General features: G+C 71.8%; 21 protein-coding genes. 14 read left to right on the top strand and 7 right to left on the bottom strand.

The genetic code is table 11. From position 1 onward, the window contains the following. Positions 1-49 precede the first annotated feature (49 nt). The gene (locus HD593_RS35360) at positions 50-706 is read left to right on the top strand and encodes an HAD family hydrolase (protein ID WP_312903935.1); all 657 of its coding nucleotides are present in this window, start codon (positions 50-52) and stop codon (positions 704-706) included. A gap of 125 nt (positions 707-831) precedes the next feature. On the opposite strand, the gene HD593_RS35355 is transcribed toward HD593_RS35360, so the two are convergent. Further along, positions 832-1,461 (bottom strand): MerR family transcriptional regulator, encoded by a 630-nt coding sequence (locus HD593_RS35355; RefSeq protein ID WP_185106270.1) that lies wholly within the window; start codon positions 1,459-1,461, stop codon positions 832-834. A gap of 114 nt (positions 1,462-1,575) precedes the next feature. Here HD593_RS35355 and HD593_RS35350 point away from each other — a divergent pair, with 114 nt between their 5' ends. From HD593_RS35350 to HD593_RS35330, 5 genes are all read left to right on the top strand, one after another. Next, complete coding sequence (locus tag HD593_RS35350) at positions 1,576-2,607, top strand: aldo/keto reductase (RefSeq protein WP_185106269.1); 1,032 nt, start codon at positions 1,576-1,578, stop codon at positions 2,605-2,607. Between the two features lie 5 nt (positions 2,608-2,612). Next, positions 2,613-3,668, top strand: coding sequence for a hypothetical protein (locus HD593_RS35345; protein ID WP_185106268.1), 1,056 nt, complete (start codon positions 2,613-2,615; stop codon positions 3,666-3,668). A gap of 100 nt (positions 3,669-3,768) precedes the next feature. Continuing rightward, entirely contained in the window at positions 3,769-5,910 is a 2,142-nt protein-coding gene (locus HD593_RS35340) for an MMPL family transporter (RefSeq protein WP_221525158.1), read from the top strand. 286 nt (positions 5,911-6,196) lie between these two features. After that, positions 6,197-6,826 carry a LuxR C-terminal-related transcriptional regulator gene (locus HD593_RS35335; RefSeq protein ID WP_221525157.1) on the top strand — a complete coding sequence of 210 codons (630 nt, stop codon included), beginning with the start codon at positions 6,197-6,199 and terminating at the stop codon, positions 6,824-6,826. Between the two features lie 40 nt (positions 6,827-6,866). Next, a complete protein-coding gene (locus HD593_RS35330) occupies positions 6,867-8,288 on the top strand; it encodes an MFS transporter (RefSeq protein WP_185106265.1) in 1,422 nt (473 codons plus the stop codon). Positions 8,289-8,312: 24 nt separating this feature from the next. On the opposite strand, the gene HD593_RS35325 is transcribed toward HD593_RS35330, so the two are convergent. The 3 genes from HD593_RS35325 to HD593_RS35315 form a co-directional block, all read right to left on the bottom strand. Continuing rightward, positions 8,313-8,816, bottom strand: a complete 504-nt coding sequence (locus tag HD593_RS35325; RefSeq protein ID WP_185106264.1) for a hypothetical protein — start codon at positions 8,814-8,816, stop codon at positions 8,313-8,315. A gap of 210 nt (positions 8,817-9,026) precedes the next feature. Further along, positions 9,027-9,287, bottom strand: a complete 261-nt coding sequence (locus tag HD593_RS35320) for a hypothetical protein (RefSeq protein WP_185106263.1) — start codon at positions 9,285-9,287, stop codon at positions 9,027-9,029. Between the two features lie 45 nt (positions 9,288-9,332). Beyond that, entirely contained in the window at positions 9,333-9,539 is a 207-nt protein-coding gene (locus tag HD593_RS35315; RefSeq protein WP_185106262.1) for a hypothetical protein, read from the bottom strand. 116 nt (positions 9,540-9,655) lie between these two features. Between HD593_RS35315 and HD593_RS35310 the strand changes: the two genes are divergently transcribed. Continuing rightward, on the top strand, positions 9,656-10,030 hold the full coding sequence (locus tag HD593_RS35310; protein ID WP_185106261.1) for a hypothetical protein: 375 nt from the start codon (positions 9,656-9,658) through the stop codon (positions 10,028-10,030). On the opposite strand, the gene HD593_RS35305 is transcribed toward HD593_RS35310, so the two are convergent. Together HD593_RS35305 and HD593_RS35300 are read right to left on the bottom strand one after the other, a co-directional pair. Next, on the bottom strand, positions 10,008-10,772 hold the full coding sequence (locus HD593_RS35305) for an HpcH/HpaI aldolase family protein (RefSeq protein WP_185106260.1): 765 nt from the start codon (positions 10,770-10,772) through the stop codon (positions 10,008-10,010). The two genes, HD593_RS35310 and HD593_RS35305, sit on opposite strands and share 23 nt — an antisense overlap. A gap of 17 nt (positions 10,773-10,789) precedes the next feature. Further along, on the bottom strand, positions 10,790-11,710 hold the full coding sequence (locus HD593_RS35300) for an aldo/keto reductase (protein ID WP_185106259.1): 921 nt from the start codon (positions 11,708-11,710) through the stop codon (positions 10,790-10,792). Between the two features lie 114 nt (positions 11,711-11,824). On the opposite strand from HD593_RS35300, the gene HD593_RS35295 reads away from it, so the two are divergent. The 6 genes from HD593_RS35295 (at position 11,825) to HD593_RS35270 (ending at position 17,962) form a co-directional block, all read left to right on the top strand. Beyond that, a complete protein-coding gene (locus HD593_RS35295; RefSeq protein WP_185106258.1) occupies positions 11,825-13,699 on the top strand; it encodes a four-carbon acid sugar kinase family protein in 1,875 nt (624 codons plus the stop codon). Next, entirely contained in the window at positions 13,696-14,694 is a 999-nt protein-coding gene (gene pdxA / locus HD593_RS35290; protein WP_185106257.1) for a 4-hydroxythreonine-4-phosphate dehydrogenase PdxA, read from the top strand. The genes HD593_RS35295 and pdxA overlap by 4 nt, the downstream gene beginning before the upstream one ends. 16 nt (positions 14,695-14,710) lie before the next feature. Then, positions 14,711-15,487, top strand: coding sequence for a DeoR/GlpR family DNA-binding transcription regulator (locus HD593_RS35285; RefSeq protein WP_185106256.1), 777 nt, complete (start codon positions 14,711-14,713; stop codon positions 15,485-15,487). An 89-nt stretch (positions 15,488-15,576) separates the two neighbouring features. Continuing rightward, positions 15,577-15,957, top strand: coding sequence for an ArsR/SmtB family transcription factor (locus tag HD593_RS35280; protein WP_246546876.1), 381 nt, complete (start codon positions 15,577-15,579; stop codon positions 15,955-15,957). Beyond that, positions 15,957-16,862: a cation diffusion facilitator family transporter gene (locus HD593_RS35275; RefSeq protein ID WP_185106254.1), complete on the top strand. Its 906-nt coding sequence runs from the start codon at positions 15,957-15,959 to the stop codon at positions 16,860-16,862. The genes HD593_RS35280 and HD593_RS35275 overlap by 1 nt, the downstream gene beginning before the upstream one ends. 173 nt (positions 16,863-17,035) lie before the next feature. Continuing rightward, entirely contained in the window at positions 17,036-17,962 is a 927-nt protein-coding gene (locus tag HD593_RS35270) for a glucosyl-3-phosphoglycerate synthase (protein ID WP_185106253.1), read from the top strand. A 58-nt stretch (positions 17,963-18,020) separates the two neighbouring features. Here the strand turns inward: HD593_RS35270 and HD593_RS35265 are convergent, their stop codons facing one another. Next, positions 18,021-18,593: a TetR/AcrR family transcriptional regulator gene (locus HD593_RS35265; protein ID WP_185106252.1), complete on the bottom strand. Its 573-nt coding sequence runs from the start codon at positions 18,591-18,593 to the stop codon at positions 18,021-18,023. Positions 18,594-18,678: 85 nt separating this feature from the next. Here HD593_RS35265 and HD593_RS35260 point away from each other — a divergent pair, with 85 nt between their 5' ends. Continuing rightward, the gene (locus tag HD593_RS35260) at positions 18,679-19,869 is read left to right on the top strand and encodes an MFS transporter (RefSeq protein ID WP_185106251.1); all 1,191 of its coding nucleotides are present in this window, start codon (positions 18,679-18,681) and stop codon (positions 19,867-19,869) included. The last annotated feature ends 62 nt before the right edge of the window (positions 19,870-19,931 follow it).

Raw genomic sequence — 19,931 nt, 5'->3', positions numbered from 1 at the left:
TTGATGGCGGCCTGACAGCGGCTTGAGGGAAATGCGTCAAGGTAGCAGGGTGACGATTTCCATAAAAGCAGTCTGGACGGATTTCGGCGGGGTCCTGACGCCGCCCGTCGGCGAGACGTTCTCGGACTTCTGCACGAGGACGGGCCTGCCGCCCGGCCCGTTGCTGACCGCCGTCGCGAACGTGACCGCCCGCTACGGCACCGACGACTTCATGCTGCCGCTGGACACCCCGCTGGTCACCGAGGACGAGTGGCTGCGGCAGATCGCCGCCGAGCTGGCAGGGCAGGGGATCGAGGCGCCGATGATCAGCTTCGCCGACGCCTGGTTCGACGGCAGGCGTACCAACGCCGAGTGGCTGGCGCAACTGCACCGGGTGCGCGAGCGGGGGCTGTTCGTCGGGATGTTGTCGAACATGCCGCCGGCGTGGGAGGAGCACTGGCGGCGCATGGTGCCGCCGGAGGGCGTCTTCGACGACGTGGTCAACTCCGCGCAGGTCGGCTGCCGGAAGCCGGACCCGGAGATCTTCGAGCTGGCGGCCGCCCGGGCGGGCGTGCCGGCCGGGCAGTGCGTGCTGGTCGACGACCTGGCCAAGAACTGCGCCGGCGCCCGGGCCGCGGGCTGGCTGGCGATCGAGTTCACCGACGCCGCCAGGGCGGCCGCGGAACTCGACGCGCTGCTGGACCAGCCGGCGGCGGTCACGCCGTAGCCGCCGTCAGCCGAAGGCGGCGTCGCCACGCCTGTCGTCGGTCGGGGGCGTCGGTCGAGGCCGGCGGCGGTCTGGCCCTGATCGCCGTCAGCCGGGGCGTCGGCCGAGGCCGTCAGATGAGGGCGTCAGTCGAGGGCGGCGTCGCCGTAGGCCACGTCCTCGTGGGCGAACCTGCGCAGCGCGCTGAAGACGACGTCGCCGAGCGCCGTCCACACCACGGCCGTCTCGAGGATCGCCTCCGGCTCGGAGTCCTGGATGAGCTGGCCCAGCTCGGCCTCGGCGACCTCGCGGGCCGCCCTGGCGTAGATCTCCAGCAGCTTCACCTGGTCGGTCTTGCCGAGCCGGTGCAGCGTGGCCAGCGCGGAGGCCAGCGTCAGGCGGGCGGGGTTGGTCTGGCGCACCTTCCAGCCGAGCCGCTCGATCAGCGCCTGGGTCTCCTCCTCCGCCGCCTGCCAGGCCTCGTCCTTGACCACCTTCGGGGAGACGGTCATGGCGAACTGGGCCTTGCCGGCCTGGTCGATGAGGCTCATCCCGGGGGCGTCCATCTTCTCCAGGACGTCGCGGGTGGCGGCCACGCTCAGCCCGCCGACCTCCAGCAGCGCCCGCACCAGGCGGAGCCTGCGGACGTGTTCCTCGGTGTATTGGGCCTGGTTGTAGCTGGTGCGCTCGCCAGGGGACAGGAGACCTTCGCGCAGGTAGTACTTGATCGTCGGTACGGGCACGTCGGCCCGGCGGCTCAGCTCCGCGATGCGCATGGTTCCTCCCCTTTCGCCCAACTCGTACCCACGAGCTGGCCCTTGCCAACCCATCGAAAAGGATAGTAGACAGTTCTCGTATCCATTTTTCGACCGGCCTGGGAGTTGATCGTAATGGACTACCGACCACTTGGTCGGACTGGCCTGAAGGTAAGTCCGATCTGTCTCGGCGGGATGATGTTCGGCTGGTGGGGCGAGAACGGCCCGGAAGAGACCGGCAAGATGATCCAGCGGGCCGTCGACTCCGGGGTGAACTTCATCGACACCGCCGACGTCTACGCCGCCGGCGAGTCCGAGGAGCTGATCGGCCGTTTCCTGTCCGAGAGCGGCCTGCGCGACGAGATCGTGCTGGCCACCAAGGTCCACGGCCAGATGGGCGAGGGGCCCAACCGTGGCGGCAACAGCCGCGCCTGGATCATGCGGGCCGTCGAGGACAGCCTGCGCCGGCTGCGTACGGACCGGATCGACCTCTACCAGATCCACCGGCCCGACCCCTCCGTCGACCTCGACGAGACGCTCGGCGCCCTGACCGATCTCGTACGCGCCGGCAAGGTGCGCTACATCGGGTGCTCCACCTTCCCCGCCCACCGGGTCGTCGAGTCCCACTGGGTCGCCGAGCGGCGGCACCGGGAGCGGTTCGCCAGCGAGCAGCCCCCGTACTCGATCCTGGCCCGCGCCGTCGAGGCCGACCTCCTGCCGGTGTGCCAGCAGTACGGCATGGGCGTCCTGGCGTGGAGCCCGCTCGCGGGCGGCTGGCTGTCCGGCCGGTACCGCGAGGGCGCCGAGCTGCCGCAGAGCAGGCGCGCCGCGCTGCTGCCCGCCCGCTACGACATGGAGCTGGAGGAGAACCGGCGCAAGCTCGCCGCGGCCGAGCGGCTGGCCCTGCTGGCCGAGCAGGCCGGGATGTCGCTGGTCGAGCTCGCGCTGCAGTTCGTCATGCAGCACCCGGCGGTGACGTCGGCCATCATCGGCCCGCGCACGATGGACCACCTGGAGAGCCACCTGCGGGCCCTCGACGTCCGGCTGACGCCCGACGTGCTGGACGCCATCGACGTGATCGTGCCGCCCGGGCTGACGATCAACGCCGCCGACGCCGGGTGGCGGCCGCCCGAGCTGCTCGACCCCGCCCTGCGGCGCAGAGGATAGCCGTGATGACGACGACCGCCGCCGTCACCACCGGGGAGCGCGCGAGCGTACGCGAGGACCTGGTCACCGTCCTCTGCGGGACCATCATGATCTCCGGGCTGGCCATCGACGGCTGGGCCCACAAGAACGTCATCGACACCCTGGAGGGGTTCTTCACCCCCTACCACGCTGTCCTCTACCTGGGTTACGGCCTGACCGCCGCCTGGACGTTCCGGCTGGCGTACGTGCGGCGCGACCGCCACCCGCAGTGGTGGCGCGACGGCTGGCCCGAGGGTTACCGGCTGGGCGCGATCGGCGCGCTGATCTTCTTCGCCGGCGGGTTCGGCGACATGATCTGGCACCAGACGATCGGCATCGAGATCGGCCTGCTGCCGTCCTTCAGCCCGACCCACATCGTCGCCACGCTCGGCGGCGTCATCCTGGGCACCAGCCCGCTGCGGTCCTGGTGGGCCTCGGGGGAGGGCGGCCCGCGCGCGCTGGCGGGCGTGGCCTCCATGACGTTCGCGGTGATGGGCATGCTGGTGCTGCTCAACTACGGCGCCTCGATCATGACGATCGCGCCGGCGCGGCCGTACGAGCCGGTGCTGGGCGACTACGGCGGGATCATCGACACGCCGGACGAGTTCCTGGTGGTGCAGGGCGTCTTCAGCTACCTGGTCACCACGCTGCTGGTGACGATCCCGCTGCTCATGATGCACCGGCGGCGCGCCACCATGTTCGCCGGCACCGCGCTGGTGCTCGGCGTGGCGATCCGGCTGATGGTGATCAACGAGTTCCCGCAGCCGCACCTCACCGTCGCCGCCGGCGCCCTGGCCGCCGCCCTCCTCGCCGACGGGCTGCTGGTGCGGCTCGACACCGTACGGGGTGCGGCGGCGCCGCTGCGGCTGCCCCTGGCGGGCGCGCTGTACGCCGGGCTGGTGTGCGCGGGGCAGCTCGTGGGGCTGCACCTGGCGGCGGGGGTGCGGTGGTCGCCGGAGATGTGGGCGGGGACTGTCGTGCTGACCGTGCTGCTCGGGGGCCTGCTCGGCGGGCTCGCGGCTCGTCCACTTGTTCATCGATAGTGGAAAGCTCTACTATCGGTATCCGAGTCACCTCGTCGAGGGAGAGATGATGTTTGCGACCATCGGCCGCTTCGCAGCAAGGCGCCGAACATGGGTGTTCATGGCCGCGATCCTGTTCGTCGTCCTGGGCGGCGTCTGGGGCTCGGGGGCGGGCGGCGTCCTCGGCGGCGGCGCCGGGCTCGACAACCCCCATGGCGAGTCCTCCCAGGCCAACAGCCTGCTCGCCGGCACGCTCGGCCGGCACGTCGCGGACGTCGTGGTCATGTACGAGAGCCAGGCCATGGACGTGGACGACCCGCGGTTCAAGGCGCAGGTCGAGGCGGTCGTCGCCAAGCTGCCCAAGGACTCCTACGAGTGGGTGGAGAGCTACTACTCCACCGGCTCGGCCGACTTCGTCTCGGCCGACCGGCACAAGACCTACCTCGCCCTGCAGCTCCCCGGCGCCGTCGAGGAGGAGCAGGTCGTCGTCTACAACCGGATCCTGCCGCTGTTCGACGCGCCCGGCCTCACCGAGCGTTTCGGCGGGCTGACCGCGGTGGGCCAGCAGTTCAACGCGATCAGCAACCGCGACCTGGCCAGGGCGGAGCTGCTGTCGTTCCCGCTGCTGATCATCCTGCTCCTGATCGTCTTCCGCAGCCTCGTCGCGGCGGCGCTGCCGCTGGCCATCGCCGTCCTGGTGGCGGTCGGGTCGCTCGTGGTGCTGCGCATCGTGGGCGGGCTGGTGGACCTGTCCACCGCCGCGATCAACGTGGTGGTGATCCTCGGGCTGGGGCTGGCCACCGACTACGCGCTGCTGATCGTCAACAGGTTCAGGGAGGAGCTGGCCGCCGGGCGCGAGGTCGAGGACGCCGTCGTACGGGCGACCGCCACGGCCGGCCGTACCGTCGCGGTCTCCGGCATCACGGTCGCGGTCACGCTCGGCGGCCTGATCGTCTTCCCGTCCCGGTTCCTGACCTCGCTGGCCTACGCCGGGGTGAGCGTCGTGCTGTTCGCCGTGATCAGCGCGCTCACCGTGCTGCCCGCGCTGCTTCGGGTGGCCGGCCGCCGCATCGACTCGCTGCGCATCCCGCTGCTCGGGCGGCGCCGCCCGGAGACCGAGGGCACCAGGTGGTACCGCACGGCGCACGGCGTCATGCGGCGGCCGGTCACCGTCGTGCTGGGCATCACCCTCGCGCTGGGCGCGCTCGGCGTCCCGCTGCTGGGCGCGGTCTGGACCCGCCCGGCCGAGTGGGCGCTGCCCGCCGACACCGACAGCGTCGTGGTGACCAGGCAGCTCGCCGAGGAGTTCCCGTACGACCCCACGAAGGTGATCAGCACGGTCGTGCGCATGCCCGGCCCCGCGGACACGCCGGAGGCCAGGGCCCAGCTCGACGCGTTCGCCCAGCGGCTCGACCGGATCGAGGGCGTCGACCGCGCGGCGGTGACGGGCACCGAGGGTGACCTCGCCCGGATCACCCTGGGCTACTCCCTGTCGCCCTACGGGCAGGAGATCAGGGACGTGGTGACGAAGCTGCGGGCCGAGCCGCCGCCGCCGGGCGCCACCGCGCTGTTCGCCAACCGGCCTGCGGCGATCGTGGACATGTTGACCATGATCGCGAACGGGTTGCCGTGGATGTTGCTCATCACCTCGGTGGTCACGTTCGTGGTGCTGTTCCTGGCGTTCGGATCGGTCACGCTGCCCATCAAGACCGTGCTGATGAACCTGCTGTCGCTGTCGGCCGCGTTCGGCGCGATGGTGCTGATCTTCCAGGACGGGTTCCTGTCGGGGCTGCTCGGGTTCACCGCGCCCGGGTTCATCGACGCCAACATGCCCGTCATGATCGCGGCGATCGCGTTCGGCCTGGCCATGGACTACGAGGTCTTCATGCTGGCCAGGATCCGCGAGCACTACCTGGTCTCGCGTGACCCGGTGGAGTCCGTGGCGGTCGGCGTGCAGCACACCGCCCGCATCGTGACGGCCGCCGCGCTGCTGCTGGGCGTGGTGGTGGGCGCGTTCGTCATCACGAACGTGACCGTGCTGAAGATGATCGGCGTCGGGGTGGTGGTGGCGCTCGTCGTCGACGCCACCGTCGTGCGCGGGCTGCTCGTGCCGGCGTCCATGAAACTGCTGGGCCGCTGGGCGTGGTGGTCGCCGAGGCCGCTGGCCCGCTGGTGGGAGCGGCACGGCATGCCCGAGCCCGAGCAGAGCGTCGTTCCGCTGACGCCGCCGGTCCACGTCCCCGATTCGGCTGTCCGGAATTAGGCCCGAATTGAGCCCGTCCACCCGGTGAGCAGGTGGACGGGCTCTCTTTCATCATTGGAAACACCGAGGACATATAGATATCGACAATCTTCATATTGGAATAACATTCGAAGTATTGCTTCGCCGATGACGATTTGGCTATTCTTCCATTGTGAAGCTGGCGCGTTGAGTCAAATTGCCAATTGTGGAACGGTGGGCTGAACGGGCAATGGGAACAAAATCTCCATCGTTAGCGCATGGATGGAACGGGGGGTTCCCCAGGCCGGCGGGGATCAGGATCGTGATCGTGGACGAGCACACGCTGCTGCGTGAGGTCCTGGGAGAGGTGCTGCTGGCGGAGGACGACTTCTGCGTGACGGCCGACTCGGCGGACTTCGAGTCCTCGGTCGCGCTGATCGCCAGGACGAGGCCGGACATCGTCCTGATCGACATCGACAAGCCGCACGGCAGTCCGGGCGGGGTCGTGCGGCGGCTGCGGGAGGCCTCGCCGCGCTCGGTCGTGGCGGTGCTCAGCATGTACGACGACGCTCGGATCGTGCAGGAGATGATCAGGGCGGGGGTGCGCTGCTACCTGCACAAGGGCATCACGCGGCGGGATCTGGTGGCATCACTGCGGAGCGTGGCGGGGGCCCGCGAGCAGGTGACGCTGACCGTCCCGCACGGCACGATCGCGAACCTGGACGCCGACCACGCGGGCCCGCTGTCCAGGCGGGAGAAGGAGGTCATCGCGCTCGTGGCGGCCGCCATGAGCAACCGCCAGATCGCCACCCACCTGTCGGTGACGGAGGGCACCGTCAAGCGGCACCTGCGCAACATCTTCCACAAGCTGGGCGCCGTGTCGCGGATCGACGCGGTCAACAAGTACAACGCCCTCGGGGAAGCCGCGGCCTATCCCTGGTCTGTCGCGAGTGGATAGATAGTGGTAAGTTTAGCTATCCACATTCAGGGAGGCCGCGATGCAGTTGCGCACGTTCCTGATCGCCGGGGCCGCCAGCTTCATGGCGGCGCTCGACACCCTCGTCGTCACCACGGCCCTGCCCACGATCCGGGAGCAGTTCGGCGCATCGCTGGAGAGCATGGAGTGGACGGTCAACGTCTTCACGCTCTGCTACGCGGTCTTCCTGCTGACCGCCGCCGCGCTGGGTGACAGGTACGGCAGGAAACGCGTGTTCGTCCTGGGCCTGGTGCTGTTCACCGGGTCGTCCGCGGGGGCCGCGCTGGCGGGCTCCATCGGCCTGCTCGTGCTCGCCCGCGCGATCCAGGGGCTCGGCACCGCGATGATCATTCCACTGGCGCTGACACTCCTGGTGAGCGCCACGCGGCCGGAGCGGCGCGGCGCCGCGATCGCCGGCCTCGGCGGCATGGTCGGGCTCGGCATCGCGCTCGGGCCCTGGATCGGCGGCGCCGTCGTCCAGTACGGGTCGTGGCAGGCCGTCTTCTGGATCAATGTGCCCGTGGGGCTCGTCCTCGTGCCGCTGGCCGCGCTGCTGCTCGCCGAGGGCGGCCGGGTGCAGCGGCGGCTCGACGTGCGGGGCATCCTGCTGATGATGGCGGGGCTGTTCGGGGTGGTGTTCGGGCTGATCCGCAGCGTCACGCTCGGCTGGTCGCACGTCCAGGTGCTGCCGCCTATCGTGGCCGGCGTGGCCGTCCTGGTGGCGTTCGCGTGGTGGGAGCGCGTGGCCGCCGAGCCCGTCCTGCCGCCGCGCCTGTTCCGCAGTCGCGGGTTCACGCTGTCCAACGTCGTCTCGACGCTGGTGCAGGGCGGCATGCTCGGCGCGGTGTTCCTGCTGACCCAGTTCCTGCAGCTCGTGCTGGCCTACGGGCCGCTCGACGCGGGCGTGCGGACGTTACCGTGGACGCTGCTGCCCGCCGTGGTGGCCCCGCTCGCCGGAGTGTTCGGCGAGCGGTTCGGGGTCAGGCGGCTGATGGTGGCCAGCGCGATTCTGCAAGGGGCCGCGCTGGCGTGCTTCGCCGTCGTGGTGGCGCCGGCGGTGCCGTACTCGCTGCTGTGGCCCGGCATGGTCGTGGCGGGGGCCGGCATGGGCCTGTTCTACGCCGTGGCGGCCCGGCAGCCGCTCGACTTCGTCGCGCCCTCGGAGGAAGGGCTGGCCGCCGGGGTGAACAACGCGATGCGGCAGATCGGCATCGTGCTGGGCGTGGCCGTCCTGGCCGGGGTGTTCGCGGCCGGTGGCGGTTACGGCACGCCGGCGCTCTTCGTCTCCGGGCTGCGCGCGGCCCTGTGGGCCGGGGTCGCGATCCTGGCGGTGGCGGCGGTGGCGGCCTGGCTCGTCCCTGCCGCGCCGGTCCGGCGTGATGCTCGCCCGCAGGCTCTCACGACGACGGCGGCGAGCGGTGGAGACCAGCCGGTCGCGCCGTGAGAGATTTCGCCGGGGAAATGCGATTCAGCCCTTCATTCCGGCGGCCCTGAGATCGGCCCAGATTTCCCTCAACGGAATGATGCGGGAAATGAGCGTCACGCTCAGGGCGAGCGCGCCGCCGCTGAGCACGACCGTCGGCAACAATCCGGCCGGCCCGTAGTGGTGAAATGCCGCCCGATATACGTGGGCGGGAATCAACCCCAGCGGGCCGGCGACCTGGGTGAGGTTGATCAGGAGGGTGGCCCAGAACGTCCACGCCGCGCCGCGGAGCGCCAGCATGCCCAGGGAGTTTCCCGCCGCGTAATACGCGAGGACGGCGCGGAACTGCGCCACCAGGCCCGGCGCTTCGTCCGAGGCCTCCGCCGCCGACCTGCCGGCCAGGCGTAACGCGGCCTCCACCGTCTCGTCGTTGATGACCAGCCAGCCCTGGAGGATGGCGCAGACGGCAAGGACGAAGGAGCAGGCGAAGGTGAGCAGCCGCACGCGATGAGTCCACGCCGAAGGAATGCCGATGGGCGCCGAGATCATGTCGCACACCTTTCCAGCGCGCCATTGATCGACGCCTTGGGGCTGCCTTCAAGAGCTTCTCCAATTTAGCATTTACGGAAGACGGGACGAAAGGCTGAATCGTGCCGTGCGGATTTATCGCCGGGAAATACCGTCCGCGCCGTGCGCGACAAAAAGAGAAACCACCGCCGGACTCCGGCGGTGGTTTCATTCGCTCGCGCGGCGGGCCGGTCACCCCGGCAGGACGGCTCCGCTCCAGTGCGCGTTGGCGGCGGCGTAGACGGCCTGCGTCTCGCCGTCGAAGTACGGCGACAGGCTCGTGTCGTACCGCAGGTCCACGTCGAGGTCGGTGACGCTGATCGTCACGCCGTTCAGGTAGCCCCCGCCGCTCGCCTTGTCGAAGCGCAGCAGCCAGGAGGAGTCGAGGGCGCCCTCACCGGTGAACGGGGAGTCCACGGCGAGCAGCTCCTCGCCCTTCAGGCTGGGCGCCACGGCGACGGCGGTACGTCCGCCGGAGGTCTCAAGGGTCTCGCCCGTTTACGGCCGGTGGCCGCCGGGGTGCGGACCGGCCGGGTAGCCGAGGACGTCGACCGTGGTGTCCACCGCCGGCTGGTTCCAGGCCAGGCCCTGGCCGCCGACGTTGTCGCCCAGCCTGCCGGAGTTCGCCAGGCCGCCGCCGGCGGAGGGGACGACGCCCTCGTGCACGGTGACGAAGGCGTAGCCGCGGTCGAAGTCGCGGGGCACTACGACTTCGACCTCTACAGAAGAGCTGCTTGCCGACGTAGAGGCCCGACGACGCCGCGCCACCGGCGTAACCGGGCACGAAGACCCACTTGTCGAGCGCGTAGCCGTCGCGCTGGGTGTCGTACGCGCGCTGCGCCGCGGTCGCCACGGTGTTGCGGTACTGGGAGTGCACGGCGGTGCCCGTGCACCAGTGCGGCTGCCCCTCGGCGCCGAGGAAGAACACCTTCCCCGCGGTGGCGGGCGCGCCGGCCTTCCCCGCCGCGGTGGTGGCGGGTGGCGACGGCGGGATGGAGCCGGGCTTGGTGCCGGGGAGGGCGCCGTCCTCGCGGATGGTGACCTTGCTCGCGGAGGTGTGCACGTTGTACGGGGTGGCGGCGGCCCGCCAAGCAAGGACGCTACCTGCCGTCCCCGTCGCGATCAACAACTTCTGCGTGCCCGTTGACGCGGACCGCGCCATTCTGAGCCTGCCTACGCGCCCTGGACCGCCTTGAGGTGCGCGGCGGCGGCCTGCTCCAGATGCACCAGGTCCGAGGCGACCGTGGCGAACGTGAAACCCTCGGCCAGGCGGCGGGCGGCCTGCTCGCCGGTGGGGTTGTGGATGCCGGCCGCGATGCCCGCCCGCGCGGCGGCCGTGCGGACCCGCTCCAGCGCCGCCTCGAAGACCTCCGCCACCTCCGGGTCGTTCGGGAACCTGCCGCCCACGGCCAGGCACAGGTCGGAGGGGCCGACGTACACGCCGTCCAGGCCCGGCACGGCGCAGATGGCGTCGAGGTTGGCCAGCCCGGCAGGCGTCTCGATCATGGCCAGGACCAGCACGCTCTCGTCGGCCTCCGCCGGCGTCGGGCCGATGCGCAGCATGGAGCGCATCGGCCCGTACGAGCGGCGGCCCCCGGCCGGGTAGCGGGCGGCCGACACCGCGCGGGCCGCGTCCTCCGGGGTGTCGATCAGCGGCACGATCACGCCGCCCGCGCCGAAGTCGAGCGCCCTGCCGATGGCCGCCGGCTCGGCCGACTCGACCCGGACCAGCCCGACCGACCGGCCGCCCGCGTCGATGGCCATGAGGTTGCTCAGCAGCCCGGCGTTGCCGATCAGGCCGTGCTGGGCGTCCAGCGCGACGTAGTCGTACCCCAGCCTGGCCAGGCGCTCGGTGGCGACGGGCGCGTCGAGCACCACCCAGTAGCCCACGCACTGCTCGCGATCACGGATCCTGGCGGCGAACTCGGCTGCGATCATGGGTTCGGGTCTCCTCGTCATCGGTTGTAGGCGGGCATCGGGCCGCGCAGCGCGTCGCCCACGGTGTCGCAGGCGGCGGCCACCTCGGCGGGCAGCGGGCCCGCGGCCAGGGCGGCCAGGTTCGCGCGCAGCTGGGCGGGGCTGGAGGCGCCGAGCAGCACCGCACTCACCATCGGCCGGCCGAGCAGCCAGCGCAGCGACAGCTCGGGCAGGGGCAGCCCGGCCTCCAGCGCGATCGAGCCGAGCGCCTCGACCGCCTTGAACAGCTCGGCGTCCCAGTACCGCTCCCGGTACATCGCCGCCAGCCGCGAGTCGCCGAACCGGCCGGTCGCCGGGGTCTGGTCGAAGCGGTGCCGGCCGGTCAGCAGGCCGCCGCCGAGCGGGTTGTAGACCATCGTGCGCAGCCCGGAGGTGACGGCGAACTCGGCGTACTCGTCCTCGACCCGCCGCGCCAGCAGGTTGTAGAGCTGCTGGGCGACCACCGGGCGCGGGCTCATCCCCGCGATCTGCCAGGCCGCGTAGTTGGACACGCCCAGCTCGCCGATCTTGCCCTCCGCCATCAGCTCGGCGACCGTGGCCAGCGTGGACTCCAGCGGCGTGGCCCGGTCGGGCTGGTGCAGGTAGAACAGGTCCACGTGGTCCGTGCCGAGCCGCCGCAGGCTGCCCTCCAGCGCCAGCCGCAGCCCGGCGGGGGACAGGGGCGCGTGCCCGGCGGCGTCCGGGTGCGGGATGCCCGCCTTGGTCGCCAGCACCACGCGGTCCCTGCGGCCGCGCAGCAGCGTGCCCAGGATCTCCTCGGCGGCGCCGCCCGCGTAGCCGTTGGCGGTGTCCACGCCGGTGACGCCCGCGTCGAGCGCGAGGTCCAGCATCCGCGCGGCTGTGGCGGGGTCCACGGTGTCGCCGAACGTCATGGTTCCGAGCACGGGCTCGGCGCTCATCGCGGGCTCCTCTCGCGCGGGTCGCTCGCCGACAACTGTGGCAGAACGTGCGCGTTTCGTGCAATGCTTGTCGCGCGTCTTGCGCAAATCTGTGGGCTTGGAGGTGTGGTGGGGGTGCGATCGGCTTCCGTCTTCGCCCTGGCCGATGACCTCTCGGGTGCGGCGGAGGTGGCCGCGTTGCTCATGGCGCCCGCTCGTTCTGCGCGGATCGCGCTCTCCGGGCCGCCGTACGCGTTCGCGGCGCCTGTGGTGGTGGCCGATCTCGACTGCCGGTACCGGGAGGAGGCCGGGGAGCTGGTGCGGGAGGCGTTGCGGCACGCGGGGGAACGGCGCGTCTTCGTCAAGATCGACTCATTGCTCCGCGGCAACCTGCCCGCCACAGCCGCCGCAACCCTCCACGCGAGCGCACCTCACGATGCGGTAGTGCGCGAAGGGGCGGTGTGCGAGAGGGCGGTGTGCGAGGGGGCGGTGTGCGAGGGGGCGGTGTGCGAGGGGGCGGAGCGGAGCGCTGCGGGGCGCGATGCGGCGAGGCGGGGCGCTGCGGCGCGTGACGCGCCCGTGCGTGACGCGCCCGTGCGAGAGGGCGGGGCCTGCCATGCGGTGGTGCGCGAGGGGGCGGTGAGAGACGCTGCGGTGCACGACGTGACCGCGCACGACGTGACCGCGCACGACGTGACCGCGCACGACGTGACCGCGCACGACGTGACCGCGCACGACGTGACCGCGCACGACGTGACCGCGCACGACGTGACCGCGCACGACGTGACCGCGCACGACGTGGCAGTGCGTGACGTCGCGGTGCGGGATGCGGCAGTGGGCGAGGCCGGGGTGCGCGATGCCTCGGCCTCTCTTGCGCCTGCCGGCCCGGCACAGGCATCGCACCTGCCCTCACCCGCGCTCGTCGTGTTCGCGCCGGCGTTGCCGGCCGCCGGACGTGTGACCGTCGGTGGCGTCGCGTACATCGGCGGCCTGTCCTTGCGCGAAACGCGCGCCTGGCAGGTGGAGCGTCGCCCCGCACCGGCGTCCGTCACCGATGCGCTGGGTGGCGTGCCGTCCGCGATCGTGCCGCTCGCCGCCGTCCGCGCCGGCCATGACACCCTCGTACGGACGCTGGCGCAGACCGCCGGGCGGATCGCCGTGTGCGACGCGGAAACGGACTCCGACCTCGGCGCGATCGTCAGCGCGGCACTCGCGGCCGATCACCGCGCCCGCTTCATCGGCGCGGGCGGCCTCGCCTCCGCCCTCGGCCGCTTCCTGGACGCACAGCCCCCGATCGCCGAGCGCATGGACGCACAGCCCCCGATCGCCGATCGCGCGGACGCACAGCCCCCGATCACCGATCGCGCGGGCACACAGTCCCCGATCATCCCCAACTCGGGCACGCACCACTCGATCACGGCTCGCGTGGATGCGCTTCCCCCGGCCATTCCTCGCACGGGCGCTCTTCTCCCGGCAGTCCGCGGCATTGGCCGTACCGAAACCCGGCCCCTCCTGGTCGTCGTCGGCACCGCCGAGCCCGGGGCGGCCGAGCAGGCGCGTCTGCTCCTCTCGTACGGCGCCCACCCGATCACCCTCGACGCCGAAACCGACCTGGCCGCCACCCCTGCCCACCGCACGCACCTCGCACAGCGCCTGCGCCAAGCCCTCGGCCAGACCACCGCGGCCACCGCGGCCACCGCGACCGTCGTGCTGACGATCAGCGGCCAGGCGCCACCCACCGCCGCGACCACGCTCGCCGACCTCGTAGGCGCCGCGCTCACCGGCCACACCCCCGCCCCCGACCTGGTCCTCACCGGCGGCGAGACGGCCAGGCGGGTCCTCGACGCGCTCCAGGTACGCGAGCTGACCCCCGTGGCCCAGATCCACCACGGCGCCGTCCACTGCCTCACCCCCGAAGGCCGCTCGGTCGTCACCAGGCCGGGCAGTTTCGGGGACCGCGACAGCCTCGTCCGCATAGCCGCCCATCTCGCACCCGAAAGGCTGACATGAGCACACCTCTCATCGCCCTCACCATGGGGGACGGCTCCGGCGTAGGCCCGGAGGTCGTCGTCGGCGCCCTGCTCGCCCCCGAGACCGCCACCTTCTGCCGCCCCGTCGTCATCGGTGACGCGGGACGCCTGCGCAAGGCCGCCGCCTGCCTCGGCGTACGGCCGGAGGTGGTGACCGTGGGCGGCGTCGCCGAGGCCGCGTTCGAGCCGGGCCGCGTCAACGTCATCGATCCCGGCCTGCTGCCCGAGGACCTGCCGTGGGGTCGGGTGTCGGCGGTCGCGGGCGGCGCGGCCTACGAGTACGTACGGCTGGCCGCGGAGCTGGCGATGTCCGGCCAGGTCCAGGCCATCTGCACGGCCCCGCTGAACAAGGAGGCCCTGCACGCCGCCGGCCACGTCTACCCCGGCCACACCGAGCTGCTCGCGCACCTGACCGGCACGGAGGAGGTGTCGATGATGCTCTCCACCCACAAGGTGAAGGTCATCCACGTCACCACCCACATCGGCCTCATCGACGCGGTCGCCCGCATCGAGCCCGGCCTGGTGGAGCGGACGATCCGGCGCGGGCACGCCGCCATGCGCGGCTCCGGCCTCGACCGGCCCAGGATCGGCGTGTGCGGCATCAACCCGCACGCGGGCGAGAACGGCCTGTTCGGGTACGGCGAGGAGGAGGAGAAGGTCGTCCCGGCGGTCGAACGGCTGCGCGCCGAGGGCATGGACGTGCACGGCCCGCTCCCGGCCGACACGGCGTTCTTCCTGGCGGGCCGGGGCGACTACGACCTCATCGTGGCCATGTACCACGACCAGGGCCACGGCCCCGTCAAGATCCTGGGCCTGGAGGCGGGCGTCAACATCACCGTCGGGCTGCCGGTGATCAGGACGTCCGTCGACCACGGCACCGCGTTCGACATAGCGGGAAAGGGCGTGGCCGACGCGGGTAGCATGATCGAGGCCCTCCGCCAGGCGGCCGAGCTGTCGTCCGCGCAGGGCGTGTGAGGGGAGAGGGACGCCGATGGGCCGCGCAGCACAGGTTCGCCGTGACGAGATCGTCCGCCTGGCCACCACCACCGGGCTGGCCAGTGTCGAGGAGCTGTCGGCCCAGCTCGGGGTGACCGCCTCCACGATCCGCCGCGACCTGGCCCACCTGAAGGCGGCGGGCCTGCTGGCCCGCACGTACGGTGGCGCGATGGCGGTCGTCACCCATCCGGAGGCGTCGCTGCGGCAGCGCATCGGGGAGGCGTTCGAGGCCAAGCGCGCGATCGCCGCCTGGGCCGCCGCGCAGATCCGCCCCGGTGAGACGATCCTGCTCGACGCGGGCTCGACCACCGGCGCCCTGGCCCACGAGCTGCGTTCGGCGGCGGACCTCACGATCGCCACCACCGGCCTCAACGCCCTCCAGGAGCTGGTGGGCGCCACGGGCGTGCACGTGGAGTGCCTCGGCGGCACGCTGAGGCAGGTGAGCCAGGGCTTCGTCGGCCCGCTCGCGGAGGCGGCGCTGAGCCGGATGACGTTCGACCGGGTCTTCCTGGGGGCCGACGGCGTGACGGCCGAGGACGGCATCTGCGAGGCCAGCCTGCAGCAGACGCGCATGAAGGAGCTGATGATGCAGCGCTCCCGGCACGTCTACCTGCTCGTGCACGCCGCCAAGCTGGGGCGCAGGCCCTTCCACGCCTGGGCCCGCATGCCCGACACCTGGACCCTGGTGACCGACACGACCGCCACCCCCCAGGCCCTGGAGCCCTTCAAGTCCCGTGGCGTGCACCTCGTGACCGTTCCCGCCGGAGGCTGACGAAGAGGCGTGGGGCCCTTGACAGCCTGTCATCACGGGGCCCTATCGTTGTACATATGAATACCTCTTCAGATAACAAAGTTTTGGCCATGGACAGCTGTACCACCCGGGTGGTCGACGCCGGCAGGGTCGCCGCCGTGCGGGAGCGGATGCCGGCCACCGACGACCTGGCCGACACCGCCGACGTCTTCGGGCTGCTGTCCGACCCGAACCGGCTGCGGTTGCTGGTGGCCCTGCTGGACGGCGAGTTGTGCGTGTGCGACCTGGCGGCGGTGACCGGCCAGAGCGAGTCGGCCGTCTCCCACGCGCTGCGGCTGCTGCGCGCCCACCGCATCGTGGCCGCCCGCCGCTCCGGCCGGATGGCCTTCTACCGGCTGGAGGACCCGCACGTCCGCATGCTGCTCGACCTCGCGCTGGCCCACACCGAGCACACCGAGGCGCTGCACCCCGAGCGCGAGGGGAACGCCTGATGGGCGCCGGGCACGGGCACGGCCACGGGCACGCGGGCAGCCGCCACCGCTGGCGGCTGGCGGTGTCGTTCGTGCTGATCGGCGCCTTCTTCGTGGTGGAGCTGGTCTTCGGCCTGCTGTCGGGCTCGCTGTCGCTGCTGTCGGACGCCGGCCACATGGCCGCCGACGTGGTCACGCTCGGCGCGGCGCTGGTCGCCACCAGGATCGCCGTCCGCCCCGACACCACGGGCCGGCGCAGCTACGGCTCGTACCGGGCGGAGGTGTTCGCGTCGCTGCTGGCCGTCGTGCTGATGCTGGGCGTGGCGCTGTACGTCGTGCTGGAGGCGATCGGCCGGATCGGCGGGCCCGCCGAGGTCTCCTCCGGGCCGATGATCGTCGTGGGCGCCGTCGGCCTGGTGGTGAACCTGATCGCGCTGCTGTTGCTGCGCGCCGGCGCGGGCGAGAGCCTGAACGTCAAGGGCGCCTACCTCGAGGTCGTGGCCGACACCGCCGGCTCGGTCGGCGTCATCGTGGCCGGCTGGCTGGTCGCGGCCACCGGGCAGGCGCTCTGGGACACCGTCATCGCCCTGGGCATCGGCGTGTTCGTCGCCGTGCGGGCGATCTCGCTCGGCCGGCAGGTCTTCGCGGTCCTGGGCCAGCACGTGCCCGAGGGGATCGACGCCGCCGCCGTGGCGAACGACCTGGCGGCCATCGAGGGCGTACGCGACGTGCACGACCTGCATCTGTGGACCCTGACCTCCGGCATGAACGTCGCCACCGCCCACCTCGTCACCGGCGACCTCAGCGACAACCACGCCGTCCTGGACCAGGCCCGCGACCTCCTGCGCCGCCGGCACGGCGTCGCGCACGCCACCCTCCAGGTCGAGCCGGCCGACCACCAGGGCTGCGACGAACTGGGCTGGTGAACAGCGGGTGGCCGGGTGGTGCGCACTCGCGAGAGGCGGGGCTGCCGCGTTCTGTGAGTAGCGGCGATCGGTGGGCAGGACTGGGCGATGGGTGCAAAGAAGCAGGTGAACGCGGGGTCAGGGTAGAAAACCAGACAGAGCCTGATATATGGGGGATTCGGGGGTGGTGTCGCATGCTGCCGGAAGTGCATGGCTGGTTGCGGCGCCGTACTTCGTCCGCCGGGGACTGGCCGCTCCGGGACCTGCTGGCCGCCAAGGGGGAGACCACGGTCAGCGTGGTGCTCCCGGCCCGCGACGAGCGGGACACCGTCGGGGAGATCGTCGGCGTGATCCGGCGCGAGCTGGGCCCGCTCGTGGACGAGCTCGTGGTCATCGACTCGCGTTCCACTGATGACACGGCGCTGGTGGCGGCCCGCGCGGGGGCCAGGGTGCATGCCCAGGACGAGATCCTGCCGCAGCTCAAACCGCTCGACGGCAAGGGGGAGGCGCTGTGGAAGTCACTGGCTGTCACCTCGGGTGACGTGCTGGTGTTCGTCGACGCCGATATCCGGAATTTTCGGCCTTCGTTGGTGCTCGGAGTGCTGGGGCCGCTGCTGGGTGACCCGAGCGTGGCGTACGCCAAGGGGTGCTATGACCGGCCGGTGAACGCCGCAGGCAACGGCGGCGGGCGCGTCACGGAGCTGGTGGCCCGGCCACTGATCAACCTGCACTGGCCCGAACTGGCGGGTTTCGTGCAGCCACTCGCGGGGGAGTACGCGGGCCGGCGCTCGGCCCTGGAACGGGTGCCCTTCGTGACCGGCTACGGCGTCGAGCTGGGGCTCCTGATCGATCTCCTCGAACTGGCGGGGCTGGACGCCTTCGCGCAGGTGGACCTGGGGTCACGCGAGCACGCGCCCCAGTCCACGGAGGCGCTCGGCGGGATGGCGGGGCAGATCATGCTCGCCGCCTGGTCCCGGCTGGAGCGCCAGGGGAAGATCCAGACGTTCCACGAGCCGTCGTTGCGGCTGGCCCAGTTCCGCCGGGGGCAGAACGGGCACGAGGTCCTGATCCGGGACGTCGGCATCGGCGAACGCCCGCCGATGGTCACCGTGGACGCCTGACCGCCCGCCGGCCAACCCTGCTCGCCGATGGGCAGGGAGCCGGCCGCCGGCCCGGCGGTCACTTGAGCGCGGCGGTGACGAAGGCGGCGATCTGGTCGCGCATCGCCTCGTGGTCGTCGGCGGCGTCCCGCAGGATGATGCGCGCGAGCTGCGGCATCATCGCCGGGAACAGCGCCAGCCCCGTCAGCGTGAACAACATCCTGGCCGTGCGCGCCGAAGGCTCCTCACCCCGGCCCTCCGCCAGCGAGGCCGTCTTGCGGCCGCAGCGCTCCACCCGGGCCTCCTGGCCCTCCAGGAGCTCCTCGCCCCGGTAGTTGAGCGCCTCCCACATCAGCAGCCGCACCAGGTCGGGATGCGCGCGGTAGTAGTCGGTCAGCTTGGCCACGTAGTCGACGGGGTCGGCGCCGGGCAGGGCGATCTGGGCCGTCAGGTCGTCGAGCGCCTCGGTGATGACGGCGTCGAACAGCTTCTCCTTGCTGCCGAAGTGCCCGTAGATGCGCTCCTTGTTGACGCCGGCGCGCTCGGCGATGCGATCCACGCGCGCGCCCGCCACCCCGTACGCGGCGAATTCCTCCCGCGCGGCCTCCAGCAGGGCGGCGCGGGTAGCGGCGGTCGAGACCTTGGGTGCCATGACGACATCCTAGCCACCAACCGGTTGGTTGCAAACCAACTAGATGGTTGACATCCAACCAGTTGGTTGGCTAGCGTCCGACCCCATGACACTCACTGTTTCCCCCGCCCCGCGGCTGCGGCCCCCATCCCCGGCCGCCGCGCCCTTCGCGAGCACGCTGGCGGCGTTCACGCTGACCGCGATCCTGGTCAGCGGCCAGCTGTACATCGTGATCCCCCTCTTGCACGACATGGCCGCCGGCTGGGGCTCCTCGGCCGGCGGGCTGACGTGGCTGGTGACCGCCTTCGGCATCGGCTACGGCATCGGTTTCCTGGTGTTCGGACCGCTTTCCGACCGGTACGGCCGCCGCAGGCTGCTGATGATCGGATTGCCGCTGGCCGCGCTGACGACGGCGCTGGTGGCGCTGAGCCCGTCGCCCGAGGTGGCGCTGGGGTTGCGGGCGGTGCAGGGCGTGGCGGTGGCGATGTTCCCGCCGGCCGGGATGGCGTACCTGGGGGAGCGGCTGGAGCCGCGCCGCCGCGTGGTCGCCATCGCGGCGGTGACCGGCGCGTTCCTCGCCTCCGCCGTGTTGCTGCAGGTCGCCGCCCAGCTCCTGGTGAACGTGATCGGCTGGCGCGGCCTGTTCGGGCTGTCGGCGGCCGGGTTCGTGCTCGCCGCGCTGGGGGTGCGCGCGGTCATGCTGCCCGATGTGTCCCGCCAGGCCGCCGGATCCCTGTGGTCCGCCTACCGGCCGCTGCCGGGCCTGCTGTTGCACCGGGTGCTGAGCCTGCGGTACCTGGCCACGTTCATGCTGATGGTCGGCTTCGTGGCCGTGTACACCGGCCTGCAGATCTACGGCGGCAGCTCGCCCGCCGAGCTGCTCGCGCTGCGCGCGGCGGGGCTGCCGTCGATCGTCCTGATGCCGCTCCTCATGCCGTGGCTGGCCAGGATCCGCATGACGACCAGGGCCGCCGCGTTCCTGGCGGCCGCCGCGCTCGCGCTGGCCGTCATCGGCCTCACCGGCACCGCCGTCCTGGTGCTCCTGCTCGCCCTGTTCGTCGCCGCCATCACCGGCGGCCTGCCCAGCATGAACGAGTCGATCTCGGCGGAGGCGGGCCCGGCCCGCGGCACGGCGCTGGCGCTGTTCTCCGCCGCGCTCGCGGTCGGCGGCAGCGTCGGCCCGCAGGTGGCGGCCGCGTTCGGGGGTCTGACCCCGCTCATGTACGGCCTCGCGACCGGCATGGCGCTGGCCACCCTGTTCATCCTGCTCTCCACCTGGACGGCAGGAAAGCAGTGAGCCGTGACATCGGCGGCGAAGAGGCGTTCCGATGGCACGCTACCGACCGGTAAGGTGTTACC

The organism is Nonomuraea rubra (genome assembly GCF_014207985.1).
GTDB lineage: Bacteria > Actinomycetota > Actinomycetes > Streptosporangiales > Streptosporangiaceae > Nonomuraea > Nonomuraea rubra.
The sequence above is the reverse complement of the archived record's forward strand: the minus strand, read 5'-3'. Positions and strand labels throughout refer to the sequence as shown.

Excerpts from the sequence above, each read along its gene's own strand:
- HD593_RS35355 (WP_185106270.1), bottom strand. The coding sequence starts at position 1,461 with ATGCGCATCGCGGAGCTGAGCCGCCGGGCCGACGTGCCCGTACCGACG.
- HD593_RS35350 (WP_185106269.1), top strand. The coding sequence starts at position 1,576 with ATGGACTACCGACCACTTGGTCGGACTGGCCTGAAGGTAAGTCCGATC.
- HD593_RS35345 (WP_185106268.1), top strand. The coding sequence starts at position 2,613 with ATGACGACGACCGCCGCCGTCACCACCGGGGAGCGCGCGAGCGTACGC.
- HD593_RS35340 (WP_221525158.1), top strand. The coding sequence starts at position 3,769 with ATGGCCGCGATCCTGTTCGTCGTCCTGGGCGGCGTCTGGGGCTCGGGG.
- HD593_RS35330 (WP_185106265.1), top strand. The coding sequence starts at position 6,867 with ATGCAGTTGCGCACGTTCCTGATCGCCGGGGCCGCCAGCTTCATGGCG.
- HD593_RS35325 (WP_185106264.1), bottom strand. The coding sequence starts at position 8,816 with ATGATCTCGGCGCCCATCGGCATTCCTTCGGCGTGGACTCATCGCGTG.
- HD593_RS35305 (WP_185106260.1), bottom strand. The coding sequence starts at position 10,772 with ATGATCGCAGCCGAGTTCGCCGCCAGGATCCGTGATCGCGAGCAGTGC.
- HD593_RS35300 (WP_185106259.1), bottom strand. The coding sequence starts at position 11,710 with ATGAGCGCCGAGCCCGTGCTCGGAACCATGACGTTCGGCGACACCGTG.
- pdxA (WP_185106257.1), top strand. The coding sequence starts at position 13,696 with ATGAGCACACCTCTCATCGCCCTCACCATGGGGGACGGCTCCGGCGTA.
- HD593_RS35285 (WP_185106256.1), top strand. The coding sequence starts at position 14,711 with ATGGGCCGCGCAGCACAGGTTCGCCGTGACGAGATCGTCCGCCTGGCC.
- HD593_RS35280 (WP_246546876.1), top strand. The coding sequence starts at position 15,577 with ATGGACAGCTGTACCACCCGGGTGGTCGACGCCGGCAGGGTCGCCGCC.
- HD593_RS35275 (WP_185106254.1), top strand. The coding sequence starts at position 15,957 with ATGGGCGCCGGGCACGGGCACGGCCACGGGCACGCGGGCAGCCGCCAC.
- HD593_RS35270 (WP_185106253.1), top strand. The coding sequence starts at position 17,036 with ATGCTGCCGGAAGTGCATGGCTGGTTGCGGCGCCGTACTTCGTCCGCC.
- HD593_RS35265 (WP_185106252.1), bottom strand. The coding sequence starts at position 18,593 with ATGGCACCCAAGGTCTCGACCGCCGCTACCCGCGCCGCCCTGCTGGAG.
- HD593_RS35260 (WP_185106251.1), top strand. The coding sequence starts at position 18,679 with ATGACACTCACTGTTTCCCCCGCCCCGCGGCTGCGGCCCCCATCCCCG.